Below are 15,752 nucleotides of genomic sequence, written 5' to 3'. Positions count from 1 at the left end.
GCGCCGTGCGTCCGAATAAACGCAAGGCGCTCAGCGTCCGGCGACGACGACCCCGCCGCCGCAGCCCAGCGGACCGGGGTCCCTGCCGCCGTGGATATTGGCATTGATGTTGTGGACCATGCGCACGAGAGCATGCGAGGAGAGCCGCCGTGTCAGCCTGCTCGGATCGCTCGCAGCCGCTGAAACGAGAACCGTGTAGGCGTGGGTGAAGGTGATCAGCGTGATCTGTCGGTTGTCGTCCGAGGTGCCCGTTTTGGCGGCGACGTCGTTGACGAAACGGCTGCCATTGGCCGTTCCGATCGGCCCGGTCGTCGCCTGAAGCATCTGATGCAGCGCGTCGAAACCGGCGGTCAGCTTCGGATCCTTCGCCAGCGGCTTTGCCGTTTGCGCAAGGACGACGGTTTGGGTGGAGCGGTCGCGAGCCTCCTTGAGGATCAGCGGGCCGTTCGACACGCGCCCGCAAGTCGCGATCGTCACATAGGCATTGAGAAGATCCATCAGCTTCACCGGTTCCGCCCCGAGCGCCAGCGAACGATCGCGCGCTCCCTCGAAGCGGAACCGCGTCTTCATCCGCGCCAGGACCGAATTGGCACAGCCGCGACCGAAGCTGCGTATCATCCGCACAAAGGGCGGGTTGCGGCTCGCGGCAAGCGCGCGCTCGAGGCTGATGCGGCCGAGATAGCGGTGGTCGCCGTTCTTGACCGGCGGAATGCCGATGGGGGTGTCCTCGACCCGCGTCTGCGCCGTCCAGCCTTTGTCGACGAGACCGCAAAGGGCAAGAAGGGGTTTCACCGTCGAACCGGGATAGATCCTCGCATCCGGCGGCGCGACGATCGCGGCGATGCCGCCGGTCGCATTGTCGACGACGACTGCGCTCAGCCGGTCGTAACCGGCCTTTCTGATGGGCGGAGCGTATTTGGCGATCGCCCTGTCGAGATAGAGCTGAATCTCGGAGGAGTAGAAGGTGACGACGTCGAGGCTGGTGTCTTTCACACCCTTGGCGCCGAGCTTTTGGGCGAGCCGGACGACGGCGAGGTCTCGCGCCGAGCCGAACTGGTCGGACAGACGCCGATCCCTGGCGAAGGCGTGGGCGGCAAAGCGACGTGGCAGCCTCTTGTCGGCGACGGCCTTGGAGGTCAGCGTCTTCGGGGTGAGGCCCATGGCGAGAAGCAGCCGGCGCGCCTGCCGCATGTTGCGGGGCTTGGTCGGATTGCCGCCGGTCGGGTTCTTGATGGTGACGGCGAGGCTGGCAGCCATGTCCGGTGTGAAGGTTATGGCCTGCGCGCGCTCACGCTTGAAGGAATAGCCGAAATAGTAGCGCGCGGCCGCCTCGATCCCCTTGGTATTGTGGCCCATGAAGGGGGTGTTGAAGTAGAATTCGAGCAGTTGCCTCTTCGAAAAATGCCATTCCAGCCAGAGCGCGATGGCGAGCTCGTCGAATTTGCGCCGCAAATCGCGGCGGCTGCCGACATAGACCTGCTTGGCAAGCTGCTGGGTGATGGTCGAACCACCGCGCGGATCGTCGCCGAACTGGCTGAGAACCGCCTTGCCGATGGCGATCGGGTTGAAGCCCGCATGGTAGAAGAACCAGGAATCCTCGCTTTCGAGGATGGCATCGCGCATCACCTCGGGAACGTCGTCGTAATCGACATACATCGCCTCCTCGATCGGCGCGTTCCAGGGGCTGTCCTCGTGGCGGGAGAGGTTGACGATCAGGCGATTGGAGTGGACCCGCTCTTCGGTGGTCGCGACGCTGGCGCCGTAGCGCGAGGCCACCGCATTGACCCAGGAATGGACCCCGACCAGGCCTGATCCGAAGATCATGATCATGAAGGCGAGAACGAGCCAGATGGTTCTGTAACGGGGAGCCTCGGCCTGCTCTTCCATGCGACAACCCCGTTTACCGATCGTTAACCATTTCGATATGGGGGTGCGGAAAGTCGGCCGCAACGCGGCGGCCCGCTCTCCGGGGCCGGCGAGCGGCCAGCCTCATGAGGCGTCTGTCCTTAAGCTCCGGGCTTGCCGAGGCCGAAGCTCGTCCACATCCAGCGCCTTGGAATGGCGAGGGAAATCGCCGTCAGGACGAGGGCGAGGCCGCCGATGCCCCAGATCGCCGCCTCGTCGAACGCATGAAGCAGGAGGACGCCGGTGACCGCGCCGGCCAGCATGCCGACCCAGGGAAACATCTGCACGAGAAAGCCGGGTTTGCGTTCGCCGCACAGAAACCGGCCGAGGCCCTTGCCGAATCGCGAGAGAGCGCCGGTGACGTAAGTCAGGCCGACGGGATGGCCGGCGACATTGTCGACCGCCGCGTTCAGCATGCCCATGGCGAAAACCAACGGCAGGAGACTGAAGGGCGACGAATTCGCGCCGGCGAAAGCCGCGACACCGGAGGTCACGAGCGTCACGACCATGAGCAGCGGCCACTGGCGCTCGCCGGTCTGTCGCACGACCACGACACCCGCCGCATTGCCGGCGACGAAGACGGCGAGAATCGCGCCGAGGCGCAGGACCGCATCACCGCGCGCCTCGCCGATGGCGATGGCAAGCCGCGTCGTGTTGCCGCTCATGAAGGAGAGGAAGTCGCCGGCTCGCAGATAACCGATCGCGTCCGTCATCCCGGCAAGGAACGACAAGAGCGCGACGAAGCCGAAGCCCGTCGCCTTCTGCCGCGTCTCAGGCGGGGAGGGATCGGAAGCCGCCGAACGGGTTTTCGGGGCTCGGGCTTTCGGTCTTTCGCTTGTCTTTCGCGGGCGGCCTTTACGAGCCATCAGCGCCTCACGCTTTCATTCGCGTCGGCTCTCCAGGCGCCGCCGCCTCGATGGCGAGAGCGTGGACGCCCGCGGAAAGTTCGTTCGAAAGCAATGCGTTGATCGAGCGATGGCGCTTGATGCGCGGCATGCCGGCAAAGGCTTCGGAGACGATGCGGACGCGAAAATGCGTCTCGCCCGAGCCGTCGAATTCGGCATGGTGATCGCTGCCGCCATGGTGATGGCCGGCATGAAGATGGCTTTCGTCGATCACCTCGAAGGCGGTCGGCTGAAACGCCTCGACGAGCTTGGCCTCGATCCTTGCCTTGGTGCTCATCTCGCTCCTTTCGGTTCCCTTTGAAGCCGCTTGCGCCCGGGCAAGATTGCGCGGGGCTTGTCTGGCGACGGACACGGCTCGGAATTTCTGGCTTTTTCACGCCTGTCAATTCTTGTTCGCGCAACCGCCGAGCCCCATAATCGCCCACGATGAAGCTCGACTCCAAATATTTCGACGGGATCCGCGTCAAAGGCAAATCCGGCAAGTCCTCCGCGAGGGCGAAGCCGAAGGCGCCCGTTTGCGCGTGGGAAGGCTGTGAAGAGGCCGGCATCTACAAGGCGCCGCTCGGCCGCGATTTCGAGGGCCAGTATCTCAACTTCTGCGTCGATCACGTGCGCCAGTACAACAAGTCGTACAATTATTTCTCGGGTCTCGGCGACGACGACATCCAGAAATATCTGAAGGACGCGATGACCGGCCATCGCCCCACCTGGGCGATGGGCAAGAACGGCTCCTCGCAAAGCACGGCGCGCAGCGGGCGCGCCGGGGCAGGGCGGCCGAAGGATCCGTTCGGCCTGTTCGGCGAGGACGGCGCGGCGCGCCCCGAAACACGACGCCCGAAGGTTCGTCCGCTGGAGAAGAAGGCGTTCGAAAATCTCGGCCTCGAAGCGGGCGCGACTGGCGAAATGATCCGTCGCCGCTATAAGGATCTGGTGAAGCAACTCCACCCGGACGCCAATGGCGGTGATCGCGGCCAGGAGGACCGGCTGCGCGAGGTCATTCAGGCTTACAAGCTCCTCAAGCAGGCAGGCCTCTGCTGAGCCTCGATCCGTGCGGTGTTGTTCCCGTTGCGTTGCCGGGCGCTTTCCGCCATCGTCGGCTGGCTGCGTCCCGGGTTTCCCGGCGCGCGGCGGTCAGATGGCCGGTAAGCGGCGCGGAAAGTCGATCGTGGTGCGAGAAGCACCATAACAGTGTTGACCTGGCCTGGCGCATTCCGGCTCTGGCGAGATGTGGTCCGCGCGGCCGAAGATGAAGCATGAAGGCGTCGGGGGGCAAATCCGCCGTCTGTGAGCGCCCTTGGAGGTATGATGAGTATAGCGGAACAGGAAGTGGCAGCCCTGCCGGACGCCACGATCTCCGTCCGTGAAACGTTCGGTTTCGACAGCGATCTGAAAGTTCCAGCCTATTCCGAGCGTAGCTCGCATGTGCCGGAAATCGACCCGGACTATATTTTCGACAAGCCGACGACGTTGGCGATCCTCGCGGGCTTTGCGAAAAACCGCCGCGTCATGGTCTCCGGCTACCACGGCACCGGCAAGTCGACCCATATCGAGCAGGTCGCGGCAAGGCTCAACTGGCCCTGCGTGCGCGTCAATCTCGACAGCCACGTCAGCCGCATCGATCTCGTCGGCAAGGACGCGATCACGGTGCGCGAAGGGATGCAGGTCACCGAGTTTCGCGACGGCATCCTGCCCTGGGCCTATCAGAACAACGTCGCTTTGGTCTTCGACGAATATGACGCCGGTCGCCCCGACGTGATGTTCGTCATCCAGCGTGTCCTGGAATCCTCCGGCCGGCTGACGCTTCTCGACCAGAGCCGGGTGATCCGCCCGCATCCGGCCTTCCGCCTCTTCGCCACCGCCAATACCGTCGGCCTCGGTGACACGACCGGCCTTTATCATGGCACCCAGCAGATCAACCAGGCGCAGATGGACCGCTGGTCGATCGTCACGACGCTGAACTATCTGCCCCACGACACCGAGGTCGGCATCGTCACCGCCAAGGCCAAGAGCTTCGATACGCCTGAGGGCAAGAAGACGGTCTCGAAGATGGTGCGCGTCGCCGATCTCACGCGCTCGGCCTTCGTCAATGGCGACCTGTCGACGGTGATGAGCCCGAGAACGGTGATCACCTGGGCCGAGAACGCCGAGATCTTCGCCGATCTGGGCTTCGCGTTCCGTTTGACCTTCCTCAACAAATGCGACGATCTGGAACGGCCGCTGGTGGCGGAGTTCTACCAACGGGCCTTCGGGGAGGAACTGCCGGAGAGCGCGGCGAATCTCGTATTGGATTGAGTTGATTGATCGGCGTTTGCCGATTTGAAGAGATAGGGTCGAGAGTTTGGGCAAGACGATCGACCGGATGCGAGCTAACCCCAAGGCGGACTGGCATATAAGCGACGTAAAGAAGGCTTGCCGGGAGGCCTGAGCAAACTGCGCACCGCCACCAGGCGGCGGTTCGCACTTTTATGTAAAAATGCCTGGCCGCCAAAATCTGTTAACCGTTCCCGCGCGCCGGCCAATCAAACCGTACTATATTCGGCAGCTGATCCGCTACTTAGAAGGTGTCTAGGGAGAGCCTCCATGACGACCGTGACCTTATCGAGCGGCAGTGCATTCGATCCGGAAGCCTATGCGATCGTCATTCGCCCGCTGACCGAGGAAGATGGTGGGGGCTGGTTGGCCACAATTCCCGATCTTCCCGGATGCATGGGGGATGGTGAGTCGGAAATTGAGGCCATTGCAGATGTTCGATCCGCAGCGATCTGCTGGGCCGAAGGCGCATTGGTTGACGGTGCAGCCATCCCTTCGCCGTCAACCAATTCACTGGAAGCAGCCGAGTAGACCGACCAGGCTGAGTCTGAAGCCACTGCATGCGCCTTCAAGCTGCGCGCCGAAGCGTGAGATTCTTAATGTGTCTCACCGATAAAGCTTCGCCACCGCCGTCATGTTCTCGGCACCCAGCCCCTCGCTGATTGCCTGCTTCAGCGTCTCGTGCGCCTTTTCGATCATGGGCGCCTTGTCGCTTCCGGCGAGCCCCAGCGCGTATCGGAAATCCTTGTCGAGGAGTTCGACGGGGAATTTCGGATCGAAATCCGACCTGATCATCGAACTCGTCACATAGCCGAAATTCGGCGCCCAGACGGCGGTTTTGGCGATGGCGTCGACGGCGGTCTGCGTGTCGGTCGGCGAGCGGTCGAGCATGCCGATCACTTCCGCCCAGGCCGCGACGTTGATGCCGAGGATGGCGTTGGTCGCGAGTTTCACCGTTGCCGCGCTGCCCCATGCGCCGACGCGCTCGAAGCTCTTGCCGAGAGGCCTCAGGATCGGCTCGGCACGGTCGAGCGCCTCGCTCTCACCGGCGAGGAAAAAGACGAGGCCGGCATTTTCGGCCTGAGGCAGGGTACCTGACACCGGCGCCTCGACGAGAGCGACGCCTTTCTGGGCCATGCGTTCGCCCAAAGTGCGAACCCAGTCTGGCTGCAGCGTCGAGATCTCGATCGCGGTCTTGCCGCTCGCCATGCCGGCGAGAGCGCCGGTCTCGGCATCGAGCCAGATATCCTGCGACGCCTCGTCGTCGGCGACCATGGCGATGACGACGTCCGCTGATTCACCAGCCTCGCGGGGAGAGGACGCGGCACGAGCACCTGCCTCGACAAAGGGTCTCGTCTTTTCCTCGCTGCGGTTCCAGACGATGAGGTCGGCACCTGCATCGAGAAGGTTCTTCGCCAGGCGCGAGCCCATCGCGCCGAGGCCGAGAAATGCGATCGTGGTCATGGGTGGGATTCCGTCAGGATATTGAGCGGGATGGCGGCAGCTTCCCGAAGCGTCGCGTCTTTGCGTAACTCTGAAGGCTGCTCGAAGTTTCCCGTCACGCAGCAATTTCCCGCAGAAGGGCCGGTTCGACTTGCCTGGAGGCGGGGCCAGGGCCTATTTGTCGAACCATGAGCAAGATTGGCGACAACCAGCGTCCTCCCCAGGCCAGACCGACCGACCGCGAACCGTTTCGGCGCGCGGTTGCCGGCGCTCTCAGAGCGATATCCGGCGATCCGGAGATGGAGGTCACCTACGCGACCGACCGGCCCGGACTTGCCGGCAACCGGGCACGGCTGCCGGAGCTTCCCAAGCGCGCGACCCGGAACGACGTGTCGGTCACCCGTGGTCTCGCCGATGCGATGGCGCTCAGGAAGGCGCGGCACGACAGCCGGCTGCATGCCAGCCTCTCGCCCGACGGCAAGAGCGCGCGGGCGGTCTACGACGCGGTCGAGCAGGCGCGCTGCGAGGCGATCGGTGCCAATGCCATGGCGGGCGTCGGCGACAATCTCGCCTCGATGCTGGAAGACAAGTATTTCCGCTCGAACCTTGCCGACGTCACCGACCGCGCCGAGGCGCCGATCGAGGATGCCGTCGCGCTGATGGTGCGCGAAAAGCTGACGGGCCGCCCCGTGCCGGAAAGCGCCCGGGCGCTCGTCGATGTCTGGCGCGATTTCGTCGAGGACAAGGCCGGTAAGAACTTCGAGAAGCTTCCCGAGGTTCTGGAAAATCAGGACGCCTTTGCCCGCGCCATGCGCGACATGCTGGTCTCGCTCGAAATGGCCGAGCAGCTCTCCGAGGAAAACAGCTCGCAGGACGACGAGGACCAGGAGGAAGAGCAGGGCGACAATCAGAGCCGCGACAACGAGGAGAGCGGCTCGGAGAAGGATGCCGGCAGCGACGAGGCGGAAGCCGAGGAGACCGAGACCGAAGGCGAGAACGAGGAGACGGCCGAGGCCGAATCCTCCGAGGTCACCGCCGAGGATCCGGTCGACGACGAGACCCAGGATACCGAGACGCCGGGGGAGACGCGCCGGCCGAACCAGCCGCTCGACCGCGACGCTCCGCAATTCGATTACAAGGTCTTCACGCCGCAATTCGACGAGATGATCGGCGCCGAGGAGCTTTGCGACGAAGCCGAGCTCGACCGGTTGCGGGCGTTTCTCGACAAGCAGCTCTCGACCCTCCAAGGCGTTGTCGGGCGTCTCGCCAACCGGCTGCAGCGGCGACTGATGGCCCAGCAGAACCGCTCCTGGGACTTCGATCTCGAAGAGGGCTATCTCGATTCGGCGCGGCTTGTCCGCATGGTCATCGATCCGATGCAGCCCTTGTCCTACAAGATGGAGCGCGACACCGATTTTCGCGACACGATCGTGACGCTGCTCATCGATAATTCCGGCTCGATGCGCGGCCGGCCGATCACCGTCGCGGCAACCTGCGCGGACATTCTCGCCCGCACGCTGGAGCGTTGCGGCGTCAAGGTCGAGGTGCTGGGCTTCACGACGCGGGCCTGGAAGGGCGGCCAGTCGCGCGAGGCCTGGCTGAAGGCCGGCAAGCCGGTGAAGCCCGGGCGGCTCAACGATCTGCGCCACATCGTCTACAAGTCGGCGGACATGCCCTGGCGGCGGGCGCGGCGCAATCTCGGCCTGATGATGCGCGAGGGGCTGCTCAAGGAAAACATCGACGGCGAGGCGCTGATCTGGGCCCACAACCGGCTGCTCGCCCGGCCCGAGCAGCGGCGTATCCTGATGATGATCTCCGACGGCGCGCCGGTCGACGATTCGACGCTGTCGGTCAATCCCGGCAACTATCTCGAGCGGCATCTCAGAGCGATCATCGAGGAGATCGAGACCCGCTCGCCGGTCGAGCTTCTGGCCATCGGCATCGGCCACGACGTGACCCGCTATTATCGCCGCGCCGTCACGATCGTCGACGCCGAGGAACTGGCCGGCGCGATGACCGAACAGCTCGCCGACCTCTTTGAAGACGAGTCGCGCGGCCGTGCGGCCGGCAGCACCTATCGCCGGGCGAGCGGCCGGCGGTGAGACTTTGCGTTGGGCGCGAGCGACGTGGTCATCGCCGTTTGCGGCCCACGACGTGTTATGTTGTCGGCCTCGCGGGCCTTCTGGCGGCTTTCGTGGCGCAGGCGCGGCCGACAGTGGCGGCGCCCGTATGGCCGACGGGTTTCGGCGAGCCGATCACGATCCGCTGCGAAACGATCGATCGGTTTCGCAAGAATTCCAATGAGACCCGCTTCGGCGCTCTGACATTTCTGGGCGGCCTGCAGTTCTCTTCCTCCGACGGCCGGGTCCACGGGATCTCGGCGCTCCGCCTGACGGACGACGGTTCGGCCTTTCTTGGCGTCACCGACAACGGCAACTGGCTGGCAGGAGAAATCCTGCGTGGGCAGGGCGGCAGGCCGATCGGCTTTGCCGAGGCAACGGTCGCGCCTTTGCGCGATCGGCTCGGCGGGGCGATCCGCGGCAAGGCGCTGGGAGATGCGGAATCCCTGGCGATCGATCCCACGGGCCGGACAGCCTATGTCGGCTTCGAGCAGCGGCATCGCATCTCAGCCTATGATCTCCGGCATCCTGGCACCGGCAAGGCGCTCGACGTGCCGCTGCCGATGCCGGTTCGGGAGCTTCGTGCGAACAAGGGCCTGGAGGCGCTCGCGATCGCGCCGGCGCATTCGGCCCTTGCAGGGTCCTTGGTCACGGTTTCCGAACATTCGATCGACGAGGACGGCAATCTCTTTGCGGGGATCGTCGGGAAAAACGGCGGGCGCGGCAGCGTCTTCAAGGTCAGGCGTTACGCCAAATGGGAGGTTTCCGACGGCGATTTCCTTCCCGGCGGTGATCTGTTGCTGCTCGAGCGGCGCTTCGAAGGCCTTTTCGGCGGGCTCGGCATCCGCATCCGGAAAATTGCCGCGGACGCCATCCGGGCCGGTGCGCTCGTCGATGGGCCTGTGGTGTTCGAGGCCGATCTCTCCGACGAGATCGACAATATGGAGGGGCTCGACGTGTGGCAGGACGATCGCGGCCGCACGCGCCTGACGCTCGTCTCCGACGACAACGCCTCGTTTTTCCAGCGCAATCTCCTGCTCGAATTCGTCTGGAGCGAGGACGGGCCGGCTGCGAGCATCATCGGGCAGTAGCACGGGCCGCGGCATGATCCGCGGCGCCGACCGGATCAAACGGCGAGGTCGTTGTCGGCCTCTTCCTCGCGGCTTTCGTCGGGCACGGCCGTGGCAAGCCCGAAGGTCAGAACGCCGAGGCGGCCGACGATCATCAGCGCAATCAGGATCAGCTTGCCGATCACCGTCAGGTCGCTTGTCAGCCCCATCGACAGACCCACCGTGCCGATGGCCGAAACGGCCTCGAAGACGATCTTATCGAAGTCGGCGACAGGCTCTGTCAGGCTCAAAAGGAAGATCGCGATCGTCAGCGCGCCGCAATAGCAGGCGAGGGAGGTGGTTGCCGCCTGAAGCTGCGCCGGCGGCACCTCGCGCTTGAAGAAGCGCACCGAGCTGCGCCCCTTCAGCGTCGAGCGGACGAGACCGATCAAGGCGGCAAAGGAGGTTGTCTTCAGGCCGCCGCCGGTGCCGGCCGGCGATGCGCCGACGAACATCAGGAACAGGAGCACGACGAGCGTGGCGTTGGAAAGTCCGCCGATGTCGAGGGTGTTGAAGCCGACCGTCGTCGACGCGCTCATTGCCTGGAAGAAGGCCGCCTGCAGCCGTTCCCAGGGCGGCATGCCCGCCAGCGAGGGCTCGGCGACGAAGATCAGCAGGGTTCCGATCACCAGAAGAAACGCCGTCATCCGCGCGATCACCTTGCTGGTGAAACCGAGATGGCTGGTTCTGCCGGCGATGCGGCGGACGATGTCGGTCACGACGATGAAGCCCATCGCGCCGAGGATGCTGAGAGCCGAAAGCGTCAGGTTCAGCGGCACGTTCGCGACATAGGGCGCGAAACTGTCCGATCTGAGGCTGAAGCCTGCCGTGCAGAAGGCGGAGATGGAATGGAAGATCGCGCTCCAGAGCGGGCTGGCCTCGCCGCCGGCCTTGAGGATCGGATAAAGCGCCGCGGCCCCCACTGCCTCGCAGGCGAAGGTGAACAGGATGACCGAGCGGATGAAGAGCTGCGGCGTGATGGAATCGGGCAGGGAATAAGCGGTTCTCGCGGTCTTTTCCTGTGTCTCGCTGAGATGGTGCCGGAGCGACAGGAACAGGAAGGAGGAGCCGGTCATGTAGCCGATGCCGCCGAATTGGATCAGCAAAAGGACGACGATCTGGCCGGCGAAGGTGTAGCTCGTGCCGGTGTCGATGCTGGTCAGGCCGGTGGTGGAGACGGCCGATACGGCGGTGAAGAGCGTGTCGAGGGGCGAGAGTGGCTTTGCTTGCGAAAAGCCGAAGGACAGGGCGATCCAGCCGGCGACGATATAGGAGAGATAACCGACGAGGAGAAGCTTGGCGGGTCCCGCCCGCTCGCGCGAGACCTGAGCGGGAGATTCCTCGGCGCCGACGGCGATCTTGAGCGACTGAAGCGATTTCTGAAGGTCCATGGACGAAAGTTTCCGAGAGCCATCGACCCCTCTCACGCCCGGGCGCCGAACCGTGCTCGGTGCCGTGCGGCGATCGAGGCGCCGGTTCCGGCACATCCCGGAAGCAATTGCGAATCATAGTTCAGAGGAAGGTTTCGGCCATCGCGGCAAGAGGTATCAGGCCGAAAAAGATGAATGGCCGGGCGTTCGACCCGGCCATTTCAAATTCACGCGTCTGTCAGAGGCGTGGAGGCAGCATCAGTCGAACCGCGTCGTCGTGCCCTGGGCCGGCCCGCTCGTGCCGGGGGCGGCTTCCGTCCCGTCGCCGCTGTCGCTCTGGCCGGTCGTCGCCGGGGCATCGCCCTGCGATGACGGGTTTGCCTCGCCTGCGGGCTGACTTTCGGTCGTCCCCTCTGGCTGCGGGGTCGGTGTCGACATCGGCTCTGGCTCGGCCTTGCCGGACGATGGGTCCTCAGGCACCGGGTTGCTCGCCGGCTGGCCCATGGAAGGCGCGTCGGCCGTTCCCTTCGCGCCGTCAGCCGGAGCCGGCGGCGAGCCCGGGTTCATCTCTTCGCCCGAGGACCCCTGCGGGGCTTCGGCACCGGTCGGAGGCGGGGACGGACTGGTGTCCTCCGCCTGCGGTACGGGCCTGACCGTGCCGTCGAGGGTGTCGTTTCCGACATCGGCAGGTTCTTCCTGCGACTTGTACTCGGCGCCATTGCCATTGCCGCCGGGAACCACCGACTGGCCGATCGCTTCCTCGGAGACGGGGGCCGGGGAGGGAGCCGGCTGGTCGTCGTTCTCGTTTGCGCCGGTGACGGCTTTCGGTTTGGCGGCGCCGATGAGGATCGCCTCCTTGGGGCCCGGGTCGGGCGCCTTGCCATCCTCGGTCAGGCCGACGAGGTAGTGATCGAGCAGCTTGTATCCGCCAAGCGGCTTGTTGTTGCCGAGATGGCAGGTGCCGCAATGGACCTTGGCGGGATCGCCGAGCGGCCCCTTGCGATTGTCGGGGAAGACCGACGCCAGCGGCACGATGTAGTTCGAATTGATGTCCCGCGCCATGCGGATGCCCCAATAGGCGATCCAGCGGAAGGGGGTCGACTGCGACCAGTCACGGAAGGCTCGCGAGTTGTGGCAGTAGGTGCAGTTGACGCCCATGGCGTTCGACATCTGCATCATGAACAAATAGAGGTTTTCCGCGTCCTGCTCCTGTGCGACCTCGGCCTTGCCGCTGCGATCGACGAGGGGATCGGCCGACTGGATGTTGGCGCTGGCATGCTCCTCGAGCAGGTACTTGTCGTAAGGCACGTCCGGAAAGAACTGCCGGATCGTCTTCGCCTCGAGGTGCCAGGGTCGCGGCTTGCCCATGAACTGGCTGCCGTCCGGCTCGTTCTGGTTATACCACGTCCAGGGGGGCACGTTCTGGCCACGATGGCAGGTGTAGCAGGTGACGCCCGACGGGGCGACGTGCTCCGGCCAACTGGAATTGATGTGGCGGACCATCTGCAGCATCTTGCGCGCCACGACCTTGGTGTAGACGTCGTCGCTGGCAAAGCCTTCCTCGGATTCCAGGTTGTGGCAGTAGGCGCAACCCTGTTCCGGCGAGACCCACTCGGTGATCGCCAGCATCAGCCGGGTGAATTCGGCCTCGGTCAGCCCGCCGAGCACCTGGACGTTCTGATAGACCTCGCTGGCCTTGGGGCTGCCCTCGTTGTCGGCCGCCTCCAGCGGTTCCGGCTTGGCATCGTAAGGCAGCTTGCGGCTGGCCGCCTTGAACTGGACCATTTCGATCGCCGCCGGCCCGGTCTCGACCGACTCGATCGGCGGAATGACCCAAGGCGGCGCCCAGAGGCCGACGAAGACCACGAAGATGGCGATGACGCCGACGACGATCGGGCTCGAACGGGCGTGTTTCCTGCTCATTGCATCACACTCCGCGTGGCCTCGTCCGGGATCGGGAAGGACGGATAGACGGACGGGTAGCTCGGCGCGATGCCGTGCTTGACACCCCAAAGGTACCAGTTGTCGACGACGGTGCCGGTGAGGAGAACGCCGATCGCGCCGCAGAAGGTGGTCAGCACCGCGAACCACCAGGCCCAGCGATGGATGGACTCGAAGGTCGCGTTGAAGCCCATCGTCCAGCGCCAGAACAGGGCGCCGCGCTCGGCCGCCGTGCCGCGATCGACGATTTCCTCGGCCTCACGCTCGCCGCCGAAGCGTGATACGGCGAGGATCGTCGCGCCATGCATGGCGAACAGCATCGTCGAGCCGTAGAGGAAGACGATCGAGAGCATGTGGAACGGATTGTAGTACCAGTTGCCGTAGAGCACCGAGACCGAGGCCGTCCAGTTCAGATGGGTGATGATGCCGAAGGGCACGGCCTCGGACCAGGACCCCATCAGGATCGGCCGGAACAGTCCGAGGGAGAGGTAAAGGAAGATCGCCGAGGCGAACGCCCAGCTGGTGTGGGTGCCCATTCCGAGCGCCCGGGCGCGGGTGTAGCTGCGGACCCACCACAGGAGGATCGACATCGTCAGGAAAAAGCCCGCGAGGATCCACCAGCCGCCGTCGCCGAGCGGCACGAGCGGGTTGAGCCCATATTTCGCCGGCGGTGGATCGAGAGACAGGAAGGGAAGATTGCGGACGAAGGCATAGGGGTCCCAGTCGACCGAGGCCCACATGTTGAGACCGATGATCTCGATCGCGATGAAGCCGAAGGCGAGCGAGGCGGCGCCAGACCAGCCGAGATAGAGCGGCCCGAGCTGCGGATCGCCGATCTTGCCGAGCCAGTAGGAGAAACTCTTGGCCTGGATGCGGCTGTCGCTGCTCTTGGTCAGCGGCACGCCCGGATCGAAGGGGCCGCGGACCTGAATGCGGTTGTAAATACTGGCGTAGGTTCCCATCGCTCCGCCTCCCTCAATAGCTGATGTTGCCGATGGCGGCAGGGGTTTTCAGGACAAAGTCGAAGAAATACGGCCAGCCCCGATCCCAGAAGGGACCTGAGATGATGATGCAGACGGCGCTCCAGAAACCGGCGTTCAAGGCAAAGAACAGGCCGAGCCGGTGGATGCCGTAAGGTCCGACGGAATAGCAGATGTAGTCGCGGAAATAGGCGTTCTCGTGCTCGCCGTATTTGACCGGCTCGTCCTTGCCCGGATTGACCGCGCCGAGGATGACGCCGGCATGCAGGCCGAGAAACATCGTGGTGGTGAAGAAGAAGGTCACCGCCAGCATGTGCGCCGGATTGTAGTGGAAATGCAGGAACTGGTAGCCGACGTTCGACACCCAGTCGAGATGGCTCATGATGCCGTAGGGAAAGCCGTGGCCCCAGGCGCCGAGCAGGAGCGGGCGGATGACCACCAGCGAGACATAGGCGAAGACCGCGGTGCCGTACGCGATCGGCACATGCCAGCCGATGCCGAGCTTGCGGCAGATCTCGATCTCGCGAAGGGTCCATGAAAAGAAGGCGCCGACCGCGCAGATGGTGACCAGCTGCCAGGTACCGCCTTCGTTGAGCGGCGCGAGGCCGAGGCCGTAGCTGATGGAGGGCGGGTTCACCGAGAAGGCGAAGATGTTCGTCTCGTTGCCCTGGCTGATGTCGTAGAAGATGAGCAGCGAGCCGAGCGCCGCGAAGAAGATCGCCGTGACGCCGAAGAAGCCGACATAAAAGGCGCCGACCCAGAAATCGAAGAGGTCCCCGCCGACGAGCGTGCCTCCGCGCACACGATATTTGCGTTCGAACGACAGCATCGCCATGGCGAATGTCCCATCCCTATCAAGCCGGATTGTCTTCCGGGACGGCGCGAAACGCCGTCCCGAGGTCTCGTGAAATTCGCGTCAGCCGAAATGCGACAGCGGCGTCTGGATCTGGCTCGTCTGGGCCCCTTCGGGCGCAGCGGGATTTGCCAGCCAGTTGAAACGGGCCGTCGACAGAAGGATGAAGTGAATGAGGAGCGCCAGCACCATCAGGAAGGTGAACAGGCCGATCAGGGCCCGGCGCGCATCGAAGAGTAGCCACATTCTCCACATGGAACGGTCTCCTTAGCTCAGCATTGTGAGGAGAGGCTTGACCATCTCGAGGCTCGCAGAACTGACCTCGGGGGTCTGAAGCCAGGGGCGCCAGATCCAGACGAGAATGTGTGCGAGAACCGCGACGGCGGTGAAGACCAGGAACGAGGTGAAGAAGAGTCCGTGGAACTCCTGCGCCTCCCTCTCGGTCATGCCGGAAAGCGTGCCCGCTTCCCGGCCGGTGATAGGATCTGCCATTACCTTTCTCCTTGTTTACGGGCTCTCCGGGCCAGCTGTGCCGGGGGCGCAGACGGATCCGAAGCTTCGGGTCCTCTTCGGTCCTATCGCATGAAGGCGAAGGGGAGGACGGAGTTGGCCGCGGCCTTGGCATCCCGGAACACGGCGAGGACGCCGACATTTTCGAACGGGGTGGGCCGCAAGCGGGCCGGCAGCAGACGCGAGACGAGGGCGACGGCGAGGAAGATCGGATAGGTCACCGCGTAGATGATCCGGTATTCCTGTTGCTCGGCGCGGAAATGCGACAGGCCATTGCGTTCGACGAGGCTCATTGCGGGTTCTCCC

Annotated in this window: 16 protein-coding genes; 5 read left to right on the top strand and 11 right to left on the bottom strand. The window is 64.4% G+C overall.

Annotation, left to right across the window (positions count from 1 at the left end):
- Positions 1 to 30: 30 nt before the first annotated feature.
- The 3 genes from J6595_RS00330 to J6595_RS00320 all read right to left on the bottom strand — a co-directional run bounded on the left by J6595_RS00330 (position 31) and on the right by J6595_RS00320 (position 3,087).
- A complete protein-coding gene (locus tag J6595_RS00330; RefSeq protein ID WP_209592443.1) occupies positions 31 to 1,887 on the bottom strand; it encodes a transglycosylase domain-containing protein in 1,857 nt (618 codons plus the stop codon).
- 119 nt (positions 1,888 to 2,006) lie between these two features.
- The gene (locus J6595_RS00325) at positions 2,007 to 2,771 is read right to left on the bottom strand and encodes a YoaK family protein (protein ID WP_209592442.1); all 765 of its coding nucleotides are present in this window, start codon (positions 2,769 to 2,771) and stop codon (positions 2,007 to 2,009) included.
- A 7-nt stretch (positions 2,772 to 2,778) separates the two neighbouring features.
- Complete coding sequence (locus J6595_RS00320) at positions 2,779 to 3,087, bottom strand: BolA family protein (protein WP_209592441.1); 309 nt, start codon at positions 3,085 to 3,087, stop codon at positions 2,779 to 2,781.
- A 149-nt stretch (positions 3,088 to 3,236) separates the two neighbouring features.
- Here J6595_RS00320 and J6595_RS00315 point away from each other — a divergent pair, with 149 nt between their 5' ends.
- The 3 genes from J6595_RS00315 to J6595_RS00305 all read left to right on the top strand — a co-directional run bounded on the left by J6595_RS00315 (position 3,237) and on the right by J6595_RS00305 (position 5,651).
- On the top strand, positions 3,237 to 3,848 hold the full coding sequence (locus J6595_RS00315) for a J domain-containing protein (RefSeq protein ID WP_209592440.1): 612 nt from the start codon (positions 3,237 to 3,239) through the stop codon (positions 3,846 to 3,848).
- 264 nt (positions 3,849 to 4,112) lie between these two features.
- Positions 4,113 to 5,102, top strand: coding sequence for a cobaltochelatase subunit CobS (cobS, locus tag J6595_RS00310; protein WP_209592439.1), 990 nt, complete (start codon positions 4,113 to 4,115; stop codon positions 5,100 to 5,102).
- A 288-nt stretch (positions 5,103 to 5,390) separates the two neighbouring features.
- Complete coding sequence (locus tag J6595_RS00305) at positions 5,391 to 5,651, top strand: type II toxin-antitoxin system HicB family antitoxin (protein WP_209592438.1); 261 nt, start codon at positions 5,391 to 5,393, stop codon at positions 5,649 to 5,651.
- Between the two features lie 75 nt (positions 5,652 to 5,726).
- Here the strand turns inward: J6595_RS00305 and J6595_RS00300 are convergent, their stop codons facing one another.
- Positions 5,727 to 6,584, bottom strand: coding sequence for an NAD(P)-dependent oxidoreductase (locus tag J6595_RS00300; protein WP_209592437.1), 858 nt, complete (start codon positions 6,582 to 6,584; stop codon positions 5,727 to 5,729).
- Positions 6,585 to 6,739: 155 nt separating this feature from the next.
- On the opposite strand from J6595_RS00300, the gene cobT reads away from it, so the two are divergent.
- A complete protein-coding gene (cobT, locus tag J6595_RS00295) occupies positions 6,740 to 8,665 on the top strand; it encodes a cobaltochelatase subunit CobT (RefSeq protein ID WP_209592927.1) in 1,926 nt (641 codons plus the stop codon).
- 113 nt (positions 8,666 to 8,778) lie between these two features.
- A complete protein-coding gene (locus J6595_RS00290) occupies positions 8,779 to 9,774 on the top strand; it encodes an esterase-like activity of phytase family protein (protein WP_209592436.1) in 996 nt (331 codons plus the stop codon).
- A 35-nt stretch (positions 9,775 to 9,809) separates the two neighbouring features.
- Here J6595_RS00290 and J6595_RS00285 read toward each other — a convergent pair whose 3' ends face one another.
- The 7 genes from J6595_RS00285 to J6595_RS00255 all read right to left on the bottom strand — a co-directional run bounded on the left by J6595_RS00285 (position 9,810) and on the right by J6595_RS00255 (position 15,739).
- Positions 9,810 to 11,183 carry a TrkH family potassium uptake protein gene (locus J6595_RS00285; RefSeq protein WP_209592435.1) on the bottom strand — a complete coding sequence of 458 codons (1,374 nt, stop codon included), beginning with the start codon at positions 11,181 to 11,183 and terminating at the stop codon, positions 9,810 to 9,812.
- Positions 11,184 to 11,420: 237 nt separating this feature from the next.
- Positions 11,421 to 13,085 carry a photosynthetic reaction center cytochrome PufC gene (gene pufC, locus J6595_RS00280; RefSeq protein WP_209592434.1) on the bottom strand — a complete coding sequence of 555 codons (1,665 nt, stop codon included), beginning with the start codon at positions 13,083 to 13,085 and terminating at the stop codon, positions 11,421 to 11,423.
- Positions 13,082 to 14,065 carry a photosynthetic reaction center subunit M gene (gene pufM, locus J6595_RS00275; protein WP_209592433.1) on the bottom strand — a complete coding sequence of 328 codons (984 nt, stop codon included), beginning with the start codon at positions 14,063 to 14,065 and terminating at the stop codon, positions 13,082 to 13,084. Before pufM ends, pufC begins: the two co-directional genes overlap by 4 nt.
- 13 nt (positions 14,066 to 14,078) lie before the next feature.
- A complete protein-coding gene (pufL, locus tag J6595_RS00270; RefSeq protein WP_209592432.1) occupies positions 14,079 to 14,918 on the bottom strand; it encodes a photosynthetic reaction center subunit L in 840 nt (279 codons plus the stop codon).
- A gap of 81 nt (positions 14,919 to 14,999) precedes the next feature.
- Positions 15,000 to 15,191, bottom strand: a complete 192-nt coding sequence (pufA, locus tag J6595_RS00265) for a light-harvesting antenna LH1, alpha subunit (protein WP_209592431.1) — start codon at positions 15,189 to 15,191, stop codon at positions 15,000 to 15,002.
- A gap of 12 nt (positions 15,192 to 15,203) precedes the next feature.
- Positions 15,204 to 15,428 (bottom strand): light-harvesting antenna LH1, beta subunit, encoded by a 225-nt coding sequence (gene pufB, locus J6595_RS00260; RefSeq protein ID WP_209592430.1) that lies wholly within the window; start codon positions 15,426 to 15,428, stop codon positions 15,204 to 15,206.
- An 83-nt stretch (positions 15,429 to 15,511) separates the two neighbouring features.
- A complete protein-coding gene (locus tag J6595_RS00255) occupies positions 15,512 to 15,739 on the bottom strand; it encodes a hypothetical protein (protein WP_209592429.1) in 228 nt (75 codons plus the stop codon).
- Between the last annotated feature and the right edge of the window lie 13 nt (positions 15,740 to 15,752).

The organism is Jiella mangrovi (assembly GCF_017815135.1).
Lineage (GTDB): Bacteria > Pseudomonadota > Alphaproteobacteria > Rhizobiales > Rhizobiaceae > Jiella > Jiella mangrovi.
The sequence above is the reverse complement of the archived record's forward strand: the minus strand, read 5'-3'. Positions and strand labels throughout refer to the sequence as shown.

Coding starts and splice junctions, on each gene's coding strand:
- J6595_RS00330 (WP_209592443.1), bottom strand. CDS start 1,887: ATGGAAGAGCAGGCCGAGGCTCCCCGTTACAGAACCATCTGGCTCGTT.
- J6595_RS00325 (WP_209592442.1), bottom strand. CDS start 2,771: ATGGCTCGTAAAGGCCGCCCGCGAAAGACAAGCGAAAGACCGAAAGCC.
- J6595_RS00320 (WP_209592441.1), bottom strand. CDS start 3,087: ATGAGCACCAAGGCAAGGATCGAGGCCAAGCTCGTCGAGGCGTTTCAG.
- J6595_RS00315 (WP_209592440.1), top strand. CDS start 3,237: ATGAAGCTCGACTCCAAATATTTCGACGGGATCCGCGTCAAAGGCAAA.
- cobS (WP_209592439.1), top strand. CDS start 4,113: ATGATGAGTATAGCGGAACAGGAAGTGGCAGCCCTGCCGGACGCCACG.
- J6595_RS00305 (WP_209592438.1), top strand. CDS start 5,391: ATGACGACCGTGACCTTATCGAGCGGCAGTGCATTCGATCCGGAAGCC.
- J6595_RS00300 (WP_209592437.1), bottom strand. CDS start 6,584: ATGACCACGATCGCATTTCTCGGCCTCGGCGCGATGGGCTCGCGCCTG.
- J6595_RS00285 (WP_209592435.1), bottom strand. CDS start 11,183: ATGGACCTTCAGAAATCGCTTCAGTCGCTCAAGATCGCCGTCGGCGCC.
- pufC (WP_209592434.1), bottom strand. CDS start 13,085: ATGAGCAGGAAACACGCCCGTTCGAGCCCGATCGTCGTCGGCGTCATC.
- pufM (WP_209592433.1), bottom strand. CDS start 14,065: ATGGGAACCTACGCCAGTATTTACAACCGCATTCAGGTCCGCGGCCCC.
- pufL (WP_209592432.1), bottom strand. CDS start 14,918: ATGGCGATGCTGTCGTTCGAACGCAAATATCGTGTGCGCGGAGGCACG.
- pufA (WP_209592431.1), bottom strand. CDS start 15,191: ATGTGGAGAATGTGGCTACTCTTCGATGCGCGCCGGGCCCTGATCGGC.
- pufB (WP_209592430.1), bottom strand. CDS start 15,428: ATGGCAGATCCTATCACCGGCCGGGAAGCGGGCACGCTTTCCGGCATG.
- J6595_RS00255 (WP_209592429.1), bottom strand. CDS start 15,739: ATGAGCCTCGTCGAACGCAATGGCCTGTCGCATTTCCGCGCCGAGCAA.